The organism is Streptomyces aurantiacus, from assembly GCF_027107535.1.
GTDB lineage: Bacteria > Actinomycetota > Actinomycetes > Streptomycetales > Streptomycetaceae > Streptomyces.
The window spans coordinates 8,877,944-8,894,603 of record NZ_CP114283.1 but is presented as its reverse complement, the minus strand read 5'-3'; the positions used below and the strand labels follow the sequence as shown (position 1 = coordinate 8,894,603).

Sequence of the window (16,660 nt, the reverse complement as noted above, 5' to 3'; positions counted from 1 at the left end):
ACCAAGCCACCCCGGCCAAGCCACCCCCGGCGGAGCCACCCGGCGGAGCCGACCGTCACCGAAGCCAGGGAAGATCCGCCCCCGCCTCCTCCGGCTGAAGCCCTTCGGCAATGACAAGCATGGCCTGCCCGAGAGCCCTCTGCTGCTCAGGAGTGAGCCGGTCGAACACGGCCTGACGCACGGCGGCCACATGCCCGGGAGCCGCCTGCTTCAGTACCTCCTCGCCCTCGTCCGTCAGCACGGCGAACTGCCCGCGCTTGTCCGAAGGGCAGTCCTCCCGCCGCACCCACCCGTTCTTCTCCAGGCGTGCGATCGCGTGCGACAGCCGAGACCTGGTGATCTTCGCCTGCATCGCCAGTTCGGTCATCCGCAGCCGCCGGCGCGGGGCCTCGGCCAGCTTCACCAGCAGGCCGTAGTAGACGTGCGGCATGCCCGCGTCACGCTGCAACTGGCGGTCGAGATGGTCCTCGAGAAGAGTGGTGGCGTGCATGAACGCACGCCAGGTGCGCTGTTCCTCGTCACTGAGCCAGCGCGGCTCGTCAGCGGATGCCTTGTTCATACACCTACTGTACGAGGCCCCTCCTTGAATCTTAAACAAGTAGGGAGTAAGCTCTGCGACATAAAGCTTGATACTTCAAGCAACAGCTTCGGGCCGAGCCGCCCGGGTCCTCGTCAGACAGGGAGCCGCAGTCATGTCCGCCGCCACCGAGGAACGTGCCGTCGTGGAGCGCATGCCCGCCCTCTACCTCTCGCACGGCGCCCCACCGCTGGCCGACGACCCGCTGTGGCCCGGCCAGCTCGCCGCCTGGTCCGCCGACCTCCCGCGCCCCAAGGCCGTCCTCATGGTCTCCGCGCACTGGGAGGAGGCCCCGCTCGCCCTCGGCGCGACCGCGACCGTCCCGCTGGTCTACGACTTCTGGGGCTTCCCCGAGCACTACTACAAGGTGCGGTACGAGGCTCCGGGCGCCCCCGAACTCGCCGAGTCCGTCCGCAAGTTGCTGCGCGCCCCCGGTATGCCGGTCCAGGACATCCCCGACCGCGGCCTCGACCACGGCGCGTACGTCCCGCTCGTGGAGATGTTCCCCGCGGCCGACATCCCGGTCCTGCAGATCTCCATGCCCACGCTCGACCCGGTCCGCCTCATGGACATCGGCCGCAAGCTGGCCCCGCTGCGCGACGAGGGCGTCCTCATCGTGGGCTCCGGCTTCTTCACCCACAACCTGGCGGCTCTGCGTCAGAGCGGCGTTCCCGGCTGGTCGTCCGAGTTCGACGCGTGGGGCCACCAGGCGCTCGACTCCGCCGACGTGGACGGCCTTCTCGACTTCCTCCGCAAGTCCCCGGCGGGCCGGCTCGCGCACCCGCGCACGGAACACTTCGCCCCGCTGTTCGTGACCATGGGGGCGGCGGACGCCTCCGGCGAACTGGACGCGCAGCGATCGGTGATCGACGGCTTCTGGATGGGACTGGCCAAACGCTCGGTGCAGTTCGGCTGACGGCCGACTGCCGACCTGGCCGGGGTACCGACGGCACTCCGGCCGGCGGTATTCCGGCCGGCGCCCGACGCGCCCCGCTGGCGCGGCGGACGTGCACCCGCTGACGCGACCGGCGGGCGCCGCCCCTCAGAGCTCTTTCTCGTACCAGGCCACGTCCCAGTACCGTCCGAACTTCCGCCCCACCTCCCGGTACGTGCCGACGTGCCGGAAGCCGAACCGCTCGTGCAGTCGCGCCGACGCCTCGTTCGGCTGGGCGATCCCCGCGTAGACGCGGTGGAGGTCCTCGTCCGCGAGCGCCTCGAACAGGGACTTGTAGAGGAGCGTGCCGACACCCCGGCCGCCCGCGTCGGGGGCGAGGTAGATCGCCACCTCCACGGACGTCCCGTACGCGGGCTTCGGACGGAACGCGCTCGACGTGGCATACCCCAGAATCCGTTGTGAGTCCCTGGTCACGGCAACCATCAGCCGGTGCGGGCCGTCTTCAGGGTGGGAGAGCAGCCAGGGGCGGCGCTCCTCGGGAGTGAAGATCACGGTGTCAAATGTGATCGGCGTCTCACGTACATAGTGGTTGTAGATGTCCGTGAGGGCGTCGAGGTCGCCTTCAACTCCCGGCCTGACCTGCACCTCTGTGCGTTCCGACGGCACCATGCCTCCTTTTACGGCGGCACAGGGTACTGCAAGATCAGAAAAATCGAGGGACCCGCCGGGAATTCTGTCCGGATTCCAGTCGTTGTTTCCATCGGAAGCAGGGCACTCGGGAGGGTGTCCGAGCGACCACCAGGACCCGCAAGCCCACCATCGCAAGGGAGCACGCATGGCAACCCGTGCCGTCGCCCGTCGTAAGTCCGCCTCAGGCCGGACCGACGCGGCGCGCAGTGTTCGCGTCGTAGGCGGCGAGATCGCCGACCGCGACCTGGTCGGCATGTATCTCGACGAGATCGCGCGCACACCGCTGCTCGACGCCGCCAAGGAAGTGGACCTGTCCCAGACCATCGAGGCCGGGGTGTACGCCCAGCAGATCCTGGACGGTGACGTCACCGACACCCAGGTGAAGGCCTCCCGTGAGGAGCTCGAAGCGCTGGTCGCCGACTCCGAGCGGGCCAAGGACGTCTTCATCCGGTCGAATCTCCGCCTGGTCGTCGCGGTGGCGCGACGCTACCCCCGCAGTGGCCTGCCGCTGCTGGACCTGATCCAGGAGGGGAACGCAGGCCTGGTCCGCGCGGTCGAGAAGTTCGACTACCGCAAGGGCTTCAAGTTCTCGACGTACGCGACCTGGTGGATCCGTCAGGCCATCACCCGCTCCATAGCCGACCAGTCCCGCACCATCCGCCTCCCCGTCCACCTGGTGGAGGAGCTGGGCCGGATCCGCCGCGTGCAGCGCGAGTTCAACCGCGAGCACGGCCGCGAGCCGGAGCCCACGGAGATCGCCAAGGAGCTCGGCTCGACGCCGGAGCGTGTGGTCGACGTGCTCGACTGGGCCCGCGACCCGGTCTCGCTGAACATGGCTGTCGACGACGACGGCGACACCCAGTTCGGTGATCTGCTGGAGGACACCTCGGCCGTGTCGCCCGAGCAGTCCGTGCTCACGCTGCTGCGCAGCGAGGAGCTGGACGACCTCATAGGCCGGCTCGACCAGCGCACCGCCTCGATCATCAAGATGCGGTACGGAATCGAGGACGGCCGGGAGCGCACGCTCACCGAGGTCGGCAAGGAGCACGGCCTCACCCGCGAGCGCATCCGCCAGATCGAGAAGCACGCGTTGCTGGAGCTGAAGAAGCTGGCCCGGTCCACGGGGTTCGACGCCGCAGCGTAGGCCCTCCGGGCGGCTGCCCGACCCGGCTCACCGGTCCCTTCCGGGGCCGCGCCACAGCTCGGTACGCGGTTTCGTGCCCGCGCCGCCCGCCCGTTACGGCGCGGGGCACCGAGGCCGTGTCACCGCGGCCACGAGGCCGCTTCCGCGGCGTTCCGGCGTCAGGGGCACCCCGTCCGGTGGCCCGGCCCGTGAGGGCTCCGGCTCCGGGAAGTCCGGCTCCGGGCTCCGGCGGCGCCCGTACTCCCTCGCGTGCTTCAGGGCGAGAAAAACTGGTCCTCGTGAGCAGGATTGGGTTCGCATTTCCGGGGCAGCCGACCCTACCCGGGGACGTACCGATGGGGTCGTAGTCGGCCATGCTGCACGGCATGGCTGGTCAGGGCCTCGCACCGGGTCGCACAGAAGTCCGTTTACAGCCGCTTCAACCTGCCGGACCCGGGGCACAAAACTCCAGGGTCCCCCCGGAGCCGAGTCCCGACGCGCTCCCCCCCAGCGCCGGGACTCTTCCAGAGCCGAGCTCCGGCGCCTCCCCCCCTGGCGCCGGAGCTCGGCTCCATCTGTATGGCTGTGTGCTGTGCGGCTGCGCCTTCGCGCGGGCACGGCTGCTGGGCCACCCCGAACCTGAACCCCGGGGTGACCCAGGTGGCACATTGTGCCATGGGGGCACATCCTGCCGAAGCGGCCCGGCAGCACCCCATGCGTCCCGATGCGGTCCGGTCCGGTGCGGCAGGTCAGCGCCCCAACGGGACGCGGGGAACCGCGTGCCGGCCACGGCGGGCCCGCAGTCGAGGCACCGGACGTCCAGCGGAGCGCTCAGCCCCCGGCGGCACGGCTCAGACGGCTGCCCAACCTGCCTACGCAGTCGACGAGTTCGGCCGGCCCGTGCACGGTGAACTCACAGTCCAGCATCGCGAGCCGCACCGCCAGCCACTCCACCGCGTCCCCAACCGAAGCACGCAACCGGCACCGCTCGTCGTCGATCGGCTCGGGCGCCCCGAGCCACCCGGGCAGCCGCGCCGCGACGAACTCCGCGGACGCGGCGAACGTCACCTCGAACTCGTACGTGTCCTGCCGCCGGTACATCGACTGCCGCAGGTACTCGGCCGCGTCCCCCGTCGGCAGCTCGCGCGGCGTGAAACGGGCCCCGGTCGCGAAGGGGTCGGCCACCCGGTCGACCCGGAACGTCCGCCAGTCCGCCCGGTCGAGGTCGTACGCGACGAGATACCAGCGGCGGCCGGTCGACACGAGCCGGTACGGCTCGATCTGACGCCGGCTCTCGGCCCCGTCCTTCGCCCGGTACGCGAACCTCAGCCGCTCCCGGCCCGCGATCGTCGAGGCCATCACCGTCAGAGTCTCGGGCGCGATGCTGGCGCCGTCACCCGTGGTCAGAGGAGTGGTGGCGGCCTGCAGTGTGGAGACCCGGTGGCGCAGGCGGCTCGGCAGGACCTGTTCGAGCTTGGCCAGCGCCCGTACCGAGGCCTCGTCGACGCCCTCGACGGCGTGCCCCGCACCGGCCCGCAGGCCCACCGCGATCGCCACCGCCTCCTCGTCGTCCAGGACCAGCGGTGGCATGGCCTTTCCGGCGACCAGCCGGTAGCCGCCGTCCGCGCCCTTCGTCGCCTGCACCGGATAGCCCAGCTCGCGGAGCCGGTCGACGTCCCGCCGCACGGTCCGCCGCGAGACACCGAGCCTGTCCGAGAGCTCGCCGCCCGGCCATTCACGCGGGGTCTGCAGAAGGGAGAGGAGCTGAAGGAGCCGTGCCGGGGTGTCGGTACTCATGGGGTCTCCCTCTCGTAAGGCTCCCGAGCCCCGTGGGGGGCGCGGGGAACTGCGCGACCGGCCACCACGCGCCCGCACCCTCCGAACGCGCCACGGCCTCTGCCAACGACTTCGAGGATGCCCCAGATGTAGGACACGATCTGACCTACATCCCTCCTACCTTACGAACATGACCTCGCCAAACAGCACCCCCGCACCCCTCGGCCCGGAGGCCGCCCCGACGGCGGACCGCCGCCGCTGGTACGCGCTCGCCATCGTGATGACCGCGGCCTTCATGGACCTGGTCGACGTCACGATCGTCAACATCGCGATCCCGTCGATCCAGCGGGACGCGGGCGCGTCCTTCAGCCAGATCCAGTGGATCACGGCGGGTTACGCGCTCGCCTTCGCCGCGGGACTGATCACCGGAGGGCGGCTCGGTGACATCCACGGCCGCAAGCGCCTCTTCCTCGTCGGCATCGGCGGCTTCACCCTCGCGTCGGCGCTCTGCGGCTTCGCGGTGAACCCGGACATGCTGGTCGCCTCCCGGATCCTCCAGGGCGCCATGGCCGCGCTGATGGTGCCGCAGGTCCTGTCGATCGTGCACGCCACGTTCCCGGCGCACGAGCGCGGCAAGGTCTTCGGACTGTTCGGCGCGGTCGTGGGTCTGGGCGCGGTCTCCGGCCCCCTCTTCGGCGCGCTGCTCACGGAGTGGAACCTGTTCGGTCTCGAATGGCGGCCGATCTTCCTCATCAACCTGCCGGTGGGCATCGCGGGCCTGATCCTGGGCCGGAAGTTCATCACCGAGTCCAAGGCCCCGCACGCCCTGAAGCTCGACCTGGTCGGCGTCGCGCTGGTCACGCTCGGTCTGCTGATGCTGCTCTACCCGCTCATCCGCGGCCGTGAGCTGGGCTGGCCGGCGTGGGGGTACGTCTCGATGGGCGGCGCCCTCGTGGTCTTCGGGGCCCTGGTGGCGTACGAGAAGAGGAAGGCCGCGCGCGACGGGTCGCCTCTCGTCGAACTGTCCCTGTTCAAGGTGAAGAGCTTCGCAGCCGGCATCGCCGTACAGACCGTCTTCGGGATCGGCCTCGGCATCTTCTTCCTGGTCTGGACGCTCTACATGCAGACCGGCCTCGGCTGGTCCCCGCTGCGGGCGGGTCTGACGGGCGTCCCCTTCTCGATCGCGGTCTCGCTGGCGGCCGGGCTGTCGGTGCAGCAGCTGGTGCCCCGGTTCGGCCGGAAGGTGCTCCAGGCGGGCGCGCTCACCATGGCCGCCGGCGTCCTGCTCTACATCTGGGAGTCGGAGCGGTACGGCATGTCCATCGCCTCCTGGCAGATGGCCCTTCCGCTGGTCGTCATGGGCCTGGGCATGGGCCTGATCGTCGCCCCGCTGACGGACGCGATCCTCTCCGAGGTACCGCGTGAGCACTCCGGCTCGGCGTCCGGCCTGATCAACACCGTCCAGCAGATGGGCAACGCCCTCGGCCTCGGTCTGGTCTCCGTCGTCTTCTTCGGCACGATGTCCGACCACCTGGCCGCCCCCGAGGTGGGTCCCGCGTTCGTCGACGCCTTCCAGTACGCGCTGGTCTGGGTCGCCGTGGTGATGACGGCCATCTTCCTCCTGATGTTCGCCCTCCCGAAGCGTCCCGCCCAGCACGTGGAGGGGGCGGAGACCGCCGAGGTCCTGCCCGCCAAGGAGCCCGAACTCGTCGGCTGAGCAGAGCGGTTCACCGACCCGGCGCTTCGAGGCCCGGCCCCTTCCGGGGCCGGGCCTCGCGTCACCTCAGGGCCCGGCTTCGCACTCCGCGGTCAAGCGGCAACCGTCTGATGTCCGTTCATGCCCACTCAATGCCCGAACCTGTTTACTTTCCCGAAATCCGAGCGTAGCCTCCGAGTGAAACCACAGGTTCGGGCACATGGTGGAGGCGAACGGGCATGTACGCACCTGAGCGGCAGCAGGAGATCCTCCGGCTCGCGCGTGACGGTGGCCGCGTGGACGTGGTGTCACTGGCGGAGGAGTTCCAGGTCACGGCCGAGACCATCCGGCGGGACCTGAAGGCCCTCGACCGCGCGGGACTGCTGCGCCGGGTCCACGGGGGCGCCATACCGGCCGGACGGCTCGACTTCGAGCCCGACCTCGCCGAGCGCGAGACCACCGCCGCCGACGAGAAGGACCGCATCGCCAAGGCGGCCCTCGCCGAGCTGCCCGACAAGGGCACGATGATCCTTGACGCGGGCACGACCACGGCCCGCCTCGCCGGGGCCCTCCCGCTGGAGGCCACGCTCACCGTCGTGACCCACAGCCTGCCCATCGCGGCCCGCCTCGCCGACCACCCCGGCATGCAGCTCCACCTCATCGGGGGCCGCGTCCGGCACCGTACGCGCGCAGCCGTCGACGCCTGGGCGCTTCGGGCCTACGGCGAGATCCGCGCGGACGTCGTCTTCCTCGCGGCGAACGGCTTCTCCGCCGAGCACGGCCTGACCACCCCGGACCTCGCCGAGGCCGCCGTGAAGCGCGCCGCCCTCGCCGCCGCACGCCGCGTCGTGCTGCTCGTCGACTCGGCCAAGCACGGACAGGAACACTTCGCACGCTTCGGCGACCTCAGCGAAGTGGACCTGCTGATCACCGACAGCGGGCTGAGCCCCGAAGACGCCACCGCCATCGAGCGCGGCGGCACGGAAGTAGTGCGCGCATGATCCTGACCGTCACCCCGAACCCCTCCCTGGACCGCACGTACGAGGTCCCCTCGCTCGACCGGGGCGAGGTCATCCGGGCCACCGGAGAGCGCATGGACCCGGGCGGCAAGGGCGTCAACGTCTCGCGGGCGGTCGCCGCGGCCGGCCGGCGCACCGTCGCGGTCCTGCCGCTCGGCGGAGCCCCGGGCGCGCTCGTCGCCGACCTCCTCGACGCACAGGGCATAGAGGTCGCGCCGGTCCCGGTCGCCGGGGCCACCCGCTCGAACATCGCGCTCGCCGAGGCGGACGGCGTCCTCACGAAGATCAACGCCCCCGGACCCGAACTGACCCCCGCCGAGGAGGAGTCCCTCCTGGAGGCCGTGCGCGAGCAGTCCCGCGACGCCGACTGGATCGCCTGCTGCGGCAGCCTGCCGCGCGGCCTCGCACCCTCCTGGTACGCGGAACTCGTCGCCCGTGCCCACCAGGCGGGCGCCCGCATCGCGCTGGACACCTCGGGACCGGCACTGCTCGCGGCACTGCGCGAGCGCCCCGACGTCGTCAAGCCGAACATCGAGGAGCTCGCCGAGGCGGTCGGCCGCCCGCTCGCCACGGTCGGCGACGCGGTCAAGGCCGCCGAAGAACTACGGGAGTTGGGCGCGCGCGCCGTGCTCGCCTCCCTCGGCGCGGACGGACAGCTGCTCGTCGGCGAGGACGGCGTGTGGTTCGCGAGCGCACGCGTCGACGTCGTACGCAGCAACGTGGGCGCCGGTGACTCCTCGCTCGCCGGATTCCTCATCGCCGGGGGAAGCGGGCCCCACGCGCTCGCCTCCGCCGTGGCCCACGGCGCGGCCGCCGTCCAGCTGCCGGGCAGCGAGATGCCGAGCCCGTCGGACCTGGACCCGGCCGCGGTGACGATCACCTCGGAAATCCCGGTGGACCGTGTACTGACGGAGCCCGCGCCATGAGAGCCGACGGCGTGAGAGCCGGCGTCGCGGAGAGCCCCCTCGCGAGAAACCGCGACGCGGAGGCCCACCGTCCGGCCGGCGCGAGCGGTTCACGTACAGCCGGCTCGCCGCCGACGACTCTCCAGGTGGACGTGCCGCGTACCGCCCTCCGCCGGAGCACCTCGCGAGTGCCTCTCGGCACCGTCCCGACGCGACGGGGACTCCCCTTACCCGCCGCGACCTCGACCGCGGTGACCGCAGAGGCAACAGCGGTAACAACGGCAACAGCAACAACGACAGCAGCGACCACGGCCGCGCGGGGGAAGGGCCACTCCGGCCCCGCCATATCCACCCACCCCGTATCCCCGCACCCCGCAGCCACCGCAGTCCACGACCGCAGCCTCGGCTGCGGCACCCCCGTCCCCACCCCCACCCCCGTCCCCACCCTCGCCCACAATTCTCCCCGGGCGACACGCGTGCGAAGGAGCCCGCGATGAGCGAGATGATCACCGCGGACCTGGTCGATCTCGACCTGTCCGCCGATACGAAGGAAGCGGCGGCGCGCGCCCTCGCCGAGCGCATGGTGTCCCTCGGGCGGGTGACCGACCTGGACGGATTCCTCGCCGACGTCGCCGCCCGCGAGGCCCAGATGCCGACCGGCCTCGACGGCGGCATCGGCATCCCGCACTGCCGCAGCGAACACGTCACCGAGCCGACCCTGGCCTTCGGACGCAGCGCGGCCGGGATCGACTTCGGCGCCCCCGACGGCCCGGCCGACCTGATCTTCCTGATCGCCGCACCGGCCGGGGCGGACGACGCCCACCTCACCATCCTGTCGTCGCTGGCCCGCCAGCTGATGAACGCCGAGTTCACGTCCGCCCTGCGGTCGGTGGGCGACGCGACGGCCGCGGCGGCCCTCATCCGCGGCGACGAAACCTCCGCAACCGAGGCCGGGACCGGCGCCGAGCCCGACACGGCAGAGGCCGCCAGCGCGGCTGGGACCGGGCCCGAACCCGCCTCGGCCGACGCGGAGCCGACTCCCCCCGCGTCCCCGGCCGCAGCTGCGCCTGCGGCACCGGCGGCACCGGCGGCCACGCACGACGCCCCCACCGCGGCCTCCACCTCCCCAGCCGCGCCCGCCGCATCCGCCGAGCAAAGCGGCGGCAGGCCCTTCCGCATCGTCGCCGTCACCTCCTGCCCCACCGGCATCGCGCACACCTACATGGCGGCCGAGTCGCTGGAGAACGCGGGCCGCGCCGCCGGTGACGTCGAGGTCGTCGTCGAGACCCAGGGCTCGGCCGGCTTCACCCGGCTCGACCCGGCGGTCATCGCCGCCGCGGACGGCGTGATCTTCGCGCACGACATGCCCGTACGGGAGAAGGACCGGTTCGCCGGGAAGCCCACCGTGGACGTCGGCGTGAAGGCGGGCATCAGCAAGGCCGCCGAGCTGATCGCGCAGGTCCGCGACAAGGCCGACCGCGGCGAGGTCACCGCGGCCGCCCGGCCCGGCGGCGGTACGCCCGTGCAGCGCGCCGGCGAACCCGGTGAGGGCTACGGCACGAAGCTCCGCAAGTGGCTGATGTCCGGCGTGAGTTACATGGTCCCCTTCGTGGCCGCGGGCGGTCTGCTCATCGCCCTCGGGTTCGCGATCGGCGGCTACCAGATCAACGAGGCCAAGCCGGTCACCGAAGTGTTCAACTGGGGCCAGATCGACAGCTGGGCCGCGCTGCTCTTCCAGATCGGCGGCGTCGCCTTCGGCTTCCTGATCCCCGTCCTCGCCGGATACATCGCCTACGGCATGGCCGACCGTCCCGGCCTGGTGCCCGGCTTCGTCGGCGGAATGATCTCGGCCAACATCGCCGCCGGCTTCCTCGGCGGCCTGGCCGCAGGTCTGCTGGCCGGCGGGGTCGTCCTCGCCATCCAACGGATCAAGATCCCACCGGTGCTGCGCGGCATCATGCCGGTGGTCGTGATCCCGCTGGTCTCCTCGATCATCGTCGGCTTCCTGATGTTCATCGTGATCGGCAAGCCCATCGCCGAGGCACAGAAGGCCATGACGGACTGGCTCTCCGGCCTCTCCGGCACCAACGCCGTCCTCCTCGGCGTGCTGCTCGGCCTGATGATGTGCTTCGACCTCGGCGGCCCGGTCAACAAGGTCGCGTACGCCTTCGCCACCGGCGGCATCGCGGTCCAGGACCCGAGCGGGTCCGCGATGAAGATCATGGCGACGGTCATGGCGGCCGGCATGGTCCCGCCGCTGGGCATGGCCCTGGCCACCACGATCCGCAAGAAGCTGTTCACCACGGCCGAGCGGGAGAACGGCAAGGCCGCCTGGGTCCTCGGCGCCTCCTTCATCTCCGAGGGCGCGATCCCCTTCGCGGCCGCCGACCCGCTGCGGGTCATCCCGGCCTCGATGGCGGGCGGCGCGGTCACCGGCGCCCTGACCATGACCTTCGGCTCGACGCTGCGCGCCCCGCACGGCGGCATCTGGGTCACCTTCCTGATCGGCAAGCCGTTCCTGTACCTGCTGGCCATCGCGGTCGGTACGGCGGTCACGGCCGGCCTGGTCATCGTCCTGAAGGGCATGCGAAAGCAGGCGCCGGGCGACGGCACGGAGAAGAACCCCGAGGCCCCCACGGCGCCCCAGGCGAAGGAGCCGGTCGCGGCCTGAACGCTCGCTGAGCGCTCAGCGAGGAGCAAGAAACGACTGTGGCCCGGGACTGCGAAGTCCCGGGCCACAGCGGCGCCCCGACAAGGAGAGCGGGGCCCTCCGGCGGAGTCCCGCCTAACCGCCGGAGGCCCTGCGCTCCATGGCCTGCCGTGCGTCCTCCTCCGAGGGATACACCTCGCACATGTGCCGCCCGTCGGGCGTGGCCGTGTGCTCGACCTCCCACAGGGACAGCTCACGGCCGTCGCGGAGCAGGAAGGCGTGCTCGTAGAGCGAGTAGCACAGCCCTCGCCGACCGGCCCGGCACGGCCGCCCGAAAGCCTGCGTGATCTGGTGCGCGAACGCCAGCCGAAGCAGCTCGGCCGTGTCCTCGCCCGGCCGGTCCGTGTTCTCCGCGCGGCGCAGCAGCCGCCGGCCGTGGTCCGCCGAGCCGTCCGCGACATACGAGTGCAGTGGCTCGGCGACGGCCGACAACCGCACCATCACGGGCAGCTCGAAGTCGGGCGCATCCGACGGCAGCGGCAGACGCGCCGTCGCGGTACGCAGCTCTTCCTCGTCCTCGTACACCTCGTGCTGGGTGTCACGGCCCGGCGCGGTGTTGTGGACCAGCTCCCAGAGCGTGGACGCGCTCCCATCGGCGAGCAGCCAGGTATGGCGGTACGTCTCGCGGTGCAGCCCCGCACTGTGGTGCGCGGAGTGCAGTGAACTGTCGTGGGCCAGCGCCCGGTCGAGCCGCCGTATGGTGTCGTCCGACAGCTCGAAGGAGTTCAGGGCGCGACCTAGGAGTCGCGCGAGATGCTCCTCCGGAGACTCGGGCGACTCGGGTGGCTCGTACGCTGCCGTCTCGTACGGAACGCTCAAGGCTTCTCCCGGCGTTGCTGCATGTCACCTTGTGGGTGCATACCGTAGCCCCTCGGTCGGACATCATGCCCGGGAACCGAGAAAACATACGCCCAGAAAACGCCGGGGCCGCGCGACAAGTTCCTACGCGGCCCGACGGAACCTCAAAACCCTGTGGTCAGAGGGCACTTCCGGCGGTCCAGGCACTCCATGCCATGTTCCAGCCGTTGAGGCCGTTGTCCGGCGCCACCGTCTTGTCGGGTGAATTCCTGACCGTCACGACGTCCCCGACGAGCGAGTTGTCGAAGAACCACTTGGCGGTCGTGTCGCCACCGGCCCCCCGCACATCCGCGAGCCCGACGCAGCCGTGGCTGGTGCCCTGCTTCCCGAAGGGCGGATTGCCCTTGTTGTACCAGTAGTTGCCGTGAATGAACGTCCCCGAGGTCGTCAGCCGCATCGCGTTCGGCACATCCGAGATGTCGTACTCCCCGCCGTAGCCGACCGTGGACCCGTTCATCCGCGTCTGCCGGAACTTCTCGGAGATCACCATCTGCCCGTTGTACGTGCTGCTCTCCGGGCTCCCCGCCGAGATGGGGATCGTCCTGACGGCCTTCCCGTCGCGTACGACCTTCATGGTCTGTGTGGCGACGTCGACCGTGGACACCTGCGAGCGGCCGACCGTGAACGTGACCGTCTTGTCCTGCACGCCGTAGACGCCGTTCGCACCCTCCACCCCGTCCAGGTCGACCTTCATCGTGACCTTGGAACCGGCCTTCCAGTACGCCTCGGGCCGGAAGTCCAGCCGCTGCGTGCCGAACCAGTGCCCGACCACCTTCTGGCCGCTGCTGGACGTGACCCGGATGTGCGACTGCACGTCCTTCCTGTTGCTGATCGCCTTGTCGAACGTGAAGGACACCGGCATCCCGACCCCGACCTTCGTCCCGTCGTCGGGCGTGTACGTCCCGATGAAGCTGTTGTCCGTCGACACGGTGGTGAAGATGGAGTTGGCCGCCGCCGTCTCCCCGTCCGCATCCTTGGCGGTGGCGGATATCTGGTACTTCGTCCCCCGCTCCAGCTGCTCCTCGGGCTTCCAGCTCTTCCCGTTCGCCGCGATGGTCCCCGGTACCGCCGTGCCCGTCGCCGACGCCGTCATCTTCACCTCGGTCAGCTTCCCGTCGCTGACCTTCACCCCGGTCGAGTTGATCGACGCCCCGGTCGAACCGTCCTTCGCGGAGATCACGACCTCGGGCGCGGAGGCCCCGGCCCCGCCGGACTTGTCGTCGGTCCTGTTGTCGGCCTTGGCGTCGCCGCCGCACGCGGTGAGGGCCAGGGCGCCGACCATCAGGGCGGCACATGCCGCCAGCGTGCGCCTCGCTGTTGTGTCCGGCGTTGTCACGGGCTGCTCCAGGAAGTTGCGGTTGGGGACGATCCGCTCCGGTCCGTGGAGAAGATTCGTGGAGAAGGAGGGCCACACGCACCGCCCGGGTTCCCTCAACCCGCCCCGAACGCCCTCACGTGACAGAGTCGGGACAATCCCACACCCGGCAACCACCTTGGCCCGGCAGCCCTGCAGCTACGTCTGCCAGCCGGCGCGGCGGCCGGTAGGTCAGCCGGGCAGCCGGCCAACCCGCCCTGTACCTTTCCCCGCCCCGCCCCGCCCCGCCCCCTCTCCTCCCCTTCCCTCCTCCCCTTCCTCCGCCTACTCCCTCCCGTACAAGTCGCGGTGGGCCCTCCACACCCCTCCCGGCCCTTCGGCCGACTCTGCGGCCAGCACCGCTCGCACGATCGCGCGCGTCACCAGGTCCGCGCCCGCCGCGAGGATCTCGTTCAACGCGAGAGGGTCCTCCGCCGCGAGCGGACGCACGCCCGTGGCGAGCGCGAACACCGTGTCGCCGTCATTGAGCAGATGCACCGGCCGGACGGCTCGCGCGATGCCGTCGTGGGCCGTGCCCGCGACCTTCTGCGCCTGCGCCTTCGACAGGTCGGCATCGGTGGCGACCACCGCCAGCGTGGTGTTGAGCGGCGGAACCGTGTTTCTCTTCATGGCCTCGGCCAGCCGCACCTGAGCCGCCCGGTGTACCTCCGTGGCGGGACAGTTGATCCGCCCCTGGACCAACTCCCCGTACAGTGCTCCTGTCTCCGGCTCCACCACCGATCCGGCCGCGTTGGCCACCACGAGCACCGCCACCGTGACGCCCGAGTCGAGCACGGCGCTCGCGGTGCCGACCCCGCCCTTCATCATTCCGACGGCCGCCCCGGTCCCCGCGCCCACGCACCCCTGCGGGACGGGCGCACCCAGCTCGCCGACCGCCGCGGCCTCCACGGCCTCGCGGCCCATCGCCGCGTCGGGCCGGGCCCGGAAGTCGCCGCCCCGGCCCAGGTCGAAGACGCAGGCAGCCGGTACGACCGGCACGACATGGCGCGGATCGGGCCCGACCCGTACCCCACGCCCCCGCTCCTCCAGCCAGGCCATCACGCCCGTCGCCGAGTCCAGCCCGAACGCGCTTCCGCCGGTCAGGACGAGTGCCTCGATCTTCCGCACCACGTTGCGTGGGTCGAGCGCGTCGGTCTCCTTGGTGCCGGGCCCGCCGCCGCGCACGTCCACGGCCGCGACCGCGCCACCTTCGGGAGCCAGGACGACTGTCGTGCCGGTGAGCCAACCGTCGCCGATCCGCGTGGCATGCCCCACGCGCAGCCCGGTCACATCGGTCAGAGCGTCAACTGTCATGCGCCCAGTGTCGACCCCCGGGGCTCCCGAGAACGGGACCCGGGGACGCGGCCCGGGGACTTGGAGGACTGCGGAAACGTGGAGGACTGCGGGAACGTGGAGGGCTCCGGACATCGGGTCTCCGGACATCGGGTCTCCGGCGGGGCCGCCATACTGTGGCAGTGTCCAGGCCCGCGGTCCGCGGCCGAAGCACCGCGATTCGCTGCGCGTACCCTGGAGGTATGAGCGAAGCGCCCACCCCTGAACCGCGTGACCCCAAAACCGCGCTGGTCTTCGACGACCCGCTGAGCCGGCCGTCCGCGGACGACACGGACCGCGGATGGAGCGAGCGGCCGACCGGCGACAGCGCCGCGGACCTGGCCCGCTTCCTCGACGAGAAGCCGCCCCACCACATCTGAGAAGGCCACCGGCCCCACCGCGCAGGCGGCTGCCACCACGCCTGCAGCCCCCACCGCCCAAGAGCCTCGCGCACCCGACGGACAGCGTCCCCTCCTGCTCCTGCCGCTGCTCCCGCTCCAGCTAGTGCTCGTCGTGTCCGGAGCCGCGCTGGGCCACCAGGGCGTCGCGGATCTCCTTCAGAACCTCCAGCTCGGTCACCTCGATGATCTCCTGGGTGCCTTCCTTCGCCTTCTGGCGGGCCACCTGCCGCGCGAGGTACTTGGACATCGGCAGCACCATCAGGAAGTAGACGACGGCCGCGGTGATCAGGAAGGTCAGCGTCGCGCTGAGAACGCTGCCCCACATGATCGGGATGCCGCTCGTCGCGGTCCCCGTCGCCTCGTCGAAGGTGCAGGGGTCCTTCAGACACGAGCTGTACTTGTCGAGGTCCTTGGTGCCGAAGGCGCCGACCAGCGGGTTGATCACGCCCTTCACCACGGAGTTGACGATGTTGGTGAAGGCGGCGCCGATGACCACCGCGACAGCCAGATCGACGACGTTCCCGCGCATCAGGAAGGCCTTGAAACCGTCCCAGAGGCTCGGGCCCTTCTTCTTCTCGCTCACCAGGGAGACCCTTCTCGGTCGCACAGACTGTGGAATGAACAGCTCCGCAACCTACGTCAGGGTGTGGCGGCCCTGTCCAATTCCCTGACTCCGACGAGGGACTTGACAGCCTGACGGCGACTGTCCTGGCCAAGCTCAGCACAGGGTCACCGCCAGGTGAGGTCGCGCCCGCACCGGCCAGGCGCGTCGCCGTCCGACGCGGGACGGACAGGACGACCAGCGCACCACCCTCGGAGACGCTGTCCAGGGACTCGGGAACCTTCGTCACCCGCGCTCCACGCGCCACCACTCGTGCGTCCCCCGCCGCCGACTGCTCCGCCGCGACCACGTCGACCCGGTCACCGGGCCTGAGCAGCCGCACCGTCGCCCCGTCGGCGATCCGCACCGGCGCCGTCACCATCTGGACCGGTGGCCGCTCCCGCACCGAATCCACCACCGGTCGGGCCCGCGGAGGCCCTGTGTCCCGCGCCACGGTGTCCGCCGGCCCCGCCGCGACAAGAGCCGCCGCGGTCACCGCCAAGCCCGCGGCCAGGGCCCGCCTTCGGTGCCGTACCAGCCGCCGCAGCCCGTACCGCCCGCCGCGCACCCGCACGGGAGCGAAGTGCGGCACCTCGCACGTGCCGGGAACGTCCGTGCCCAACGGACGCGGGAAGGAGGAGAGCTGCGACACGGGTACCACCGCCTGGAGTCGAAGACCGGCTTGCACCCCCAGACTGCGCCCTCACACCGATCCCCACCGCG

14 protein-coding genes and 1 pseudogene are annotated in these 16,660 nt (G+C 71.1%); 7 read left to right on the top strand and 8 right to left on the bottom strand.

Features of this window, described 5'->3' with window-relative positions:
• Positions 1 to 55 precede the first annotated feature (55 nt).
• Positions 56 to 559 (bottom strand): MarR family winged helix-turn-helix transcriptional regulator, encoded by a 504-nt coding sequence (locus O1Q96_RS41175; RefSeq protein WP_269252957.1) that lies wholly within the window; start codon positions 557 to 559, stop codon positions 56 to 58.
• A gap of 133 nt (positions 560 to 692) precedes the next feature.
• Here O1Q96_RS41175 and O1Q96_RS41170 point away from each other — a divergent pair, with 133 nt between their 5' ends.
• On the top strand, positions 693 to 1,493 hold the full coding sequence (locus O1Q96_RS41170; protein WP_269252956.1) for a dioxygenase family protein: 801 nt from the start codon (positions 693 to 695) through the stop codon (positions 1,491 to 1,493).
• A gap of 126 nt (positions 1,494 to 1,619) precedes the next feature.
• On the opposite strand, the gene O1Q96_RS41165 is transcribed toward O1Q96_RS41170, so the two are convergent.
• Positions 1,620 to 2,138, bottom strand: coding sequence for a GNAT family N-acetyltransferase (locus O1Q96_RS41165; protein ID WP_269253933.1), 519 nt, complete (start codon positions 2,136 to 2,138; stop codon positions 1,620 to 1,622).
• Between the two features lie 169 nt (positions 2,139 to 2,307).
• Between O1Q96_RS41165 and O1Q96_RS41160 the strand changes: the two genes are divergently transcribed.
• Positions 2,308 to 3,306, top strand: a complete 999-nt coding sequence (locus tag O1Q96_RS41160) for a sigma-70 family RNA polymerase sigma factor (protein WP_269252955.1) — start codon at positions 2,308 to 2,310, stop codon at positions 3,304 to 3,306.
• An 810-nt stretch (positions 3,307 to 4,116) separates the two neighbouring features.
• Here the strand turns inward: O1Q96_RS41160 and O1Q96_RS41155 are convergent.
• Positions 4,117 to 5,082 (bottom strand): helix-turn-helix transcriptional regulator, encoded by a 966-nt coding sequence (locus O1Q96_RS41155; protein ID WP_269252954.1) that lies wholly within the window; start codon positions 5,080 to 5,082, stop codon positions 4,117 to 4,119.
• A gap of 169 nt (positions 5,083 to 5,251) precedes the next feature.
• Here O1Q96_RS41155 and O1Q96_RS41150 point away from each other — a divergent pair, with 169 nt between their 5' ends.
• From O1Q96_RS41150 to O1Q96_RS41135, 4 genes are all read left to right on the top strand, one after another.
• Positions 5,252 to 6,778 (top strand): MFS transporter, encoded by a 1,527-nt coding sequence (locus tag O1Q96_RS41150; protein ID WP_269252953.1) that lies wholly within the window; start codon positions 5,252 to 5,254, stop codon positions 6,776 to 6,778.
• A 218-nt stretch (positions 6,779 to 6,996) separates the two neighbouring features.
• Positions 6,997 to 7,758: a DeoR/GlpR family DNA-binding transcription regulator gene (locus tag O1Q96_RS41145; RefSeq protein WP_217458039.1), complete on the top strand. Its 762-nt coding sequence runs from the start codon at positions 6,997 to 6,999 to the stop codon at positions 7,756 to 7,758.
• Positions 7,755 to 8,702 (top strand): 1-phosphofructokinase, encoded by a 948-nt coding sequence (gene pfkB / locus O1Q96_RS41140; protein ID WP_269252952.1) that lies wholly within the window; start codon positions 7,755 to 7,757, stop codon positions 8,700 to 8,702. The genes O1Q96_RS41145 and pfkB overlap by 4 nt, the downstream gene beginning before the upstream one ends.
• A 472-nt stretch (positions 8,703 to 9,174) precedes the next feature.
• Positions 9,175 to 11,352: a PTS fructose transporter subunit IIABC gene (locus O1Q96_RS41135; protein WP_269252951.1), complete on the top strand. Its 2,178-nt coding sequence runs from the start codon at positions 9,175 to 9,177 to the stop codon at positions 11,350 to 11,352.
• A gap of 114 nt (positions 11,353 to 11,466) precedes the next feature.
• Here O1Q96_RS41135 and O1Q96_RS41130 read toward each other — a convergent pair whose 3' ends face one another.
• The 3 genes from O1Q96_RS41130 to O1Q96_RS41120 all read right to left on the bottom strand — a co-directional run bounded on the left by O1Q96_RS41130 (position 11,467) and on the right by O1Q96_RS41120 (position 14,917).
• Positions 11,467 to 12,210, bottom strand: a complete 744-nt coding sequence (locus O1Q96_RS41130; RefSeq protein WP_269252950.1) for a DUF6227 family protein — start codon at positions 12,208 to 12,210, stop codon at positions 11,467 to 11,469.
• A 157-nt stretch (positions 12,211 to 12,367) separates the two neighbouring features.
• Positions 12,368 to 13,585, bottom strand: coding sequence for a L,D-transpeptidase (locus tag O1Q96_RS41125; RefSeq protein WP_269252949.1), 1,218 nt, complete (start codon positions 13,583 to 13,585; stop codon positions 12,368 to 12,370).
• Between the two features lie 303 nt (positions 13,586 to 13,888).
• Positions 13,889 to 14,917, bottom strand: coding sequence for a P1 family peptidase (locus O1Q96_RS41120; protein ID WP_269252948.1), 1,029 nt, complete (start codon positions 14,915 to 14,917; stop codon positions 13,889 to 13,891).
• A 221-nt stretch (positions 14,918 to 15,138) separates the two neighbouring features.
• Between O1Q96_RS41120 and O1Q96_RS41115 the strand changes: the two genes are divergently transcribed.
• On the top strand, positions 15,139 to 15,315 hold the full coding sequence (locus tag O1Q96_RS41115; RefSeq protein WP_269252947.1) for a hypothetical protein: 177 nt from the start codon (positions 15,139 to 15,141) through the stop codon (positions 15,313 to 15,315).
• A 121-nt stretch (positions 15,316 to 15,436) separates the two neighbouring features.
• Here O1Q96_RS41115 and mscL read toward each other — a convergent pair whose 3' ends face one another.
• Complete coding sequence (gene mscL, locus O1Q96_RS41110) at positions 15,437 to 15,919, bottom strand: large conductance mechanosensitive channel protein MscL (protein WP_269252946.1); 483 nt, start codon at positions 15,917 to 15,919, stop codon at positions 15,437 to 15,439.
• A gap of 135 nt (positions 15,920 to 16,054) precedes the next feature.
• Positions 16,055 to 16,598 (bottom strand): annotated as a pseudogene (locus tag O1Q96_RS41105) (hypothetical protein).
• Positions 16,599 to 16,660: the final 62 nt, after the last annotated feature.

Coding starts and splice junctions, on each gene's coding strand:
- O1Q96_RS41175 (WP_269252957.1), bottom strand. CDS start 559: ATGAACAAGGCATCCGCTGACGAGCCGCGCTGGCTCAGTGACGAGGAA.
- O1Q96_RS41170 (WP_269252956.1), top strand. CDS start 693: ATGTCCGCCGCCACCGAGGAACGTGCCGTCGTGGAGCGCATGCCCGCC.
- O1Q96_RS41160 (WP_269252955.1), top strand. CDS start 2,308: ATGGCAACCCGTGCCGTCGCCCGTCGTAAGTCCGCCTCAGGCCGGACC.
- O1Q96_RS41155 (WP_269252954.1), bottom strand. CDS start 5,082: ATGAGTACCGACACCCCGGCACGGCTCCTTCAGCTCCTCTCCCTTCTG.
- O1Q96_RS41150 (WP_269252953.1), top strand. CDS start 5,252: ATGACCTCGCCAAACAGCACCCCCGCACCCCTCGGCCCGGAGGCCGCC.
- O1Q96_RS41145 (WP_217458039.1), top strand. CDS start 6,997: ATGTACGCACCTGAGCGGCAGCAGGAGATCCTCCGGCTCGCGCGTGAC.
- pfkB (WP_269252952.1), top strand. CDS start 7,755: ATGATCCTGACCGTCACCCCGAACCCCTCCCTGGACCGCACGTACGAG.
- O1Q96_RS41135 (WP_269252951.1), top strand. CDS start 9,175: ATGAGCGAGATGATCACCGCGGACCTGGTCGATCTCGACCTGTCCGCC.
- O1Q96_RS41120 (WP_269252948.1), bottom strand. CDS start 14,917: ATGACAGTTGACGCTCTGACCGATGTGACCGGGCTGCGCGTGGGGCAT.
- O1Q96_RS41115 (WP_269252947.1), top strand. CDS start 15,139: ATGAGCGAAGCGCCCACCCCTGAACCGCGTGACCCCAAAACCGCGCTG.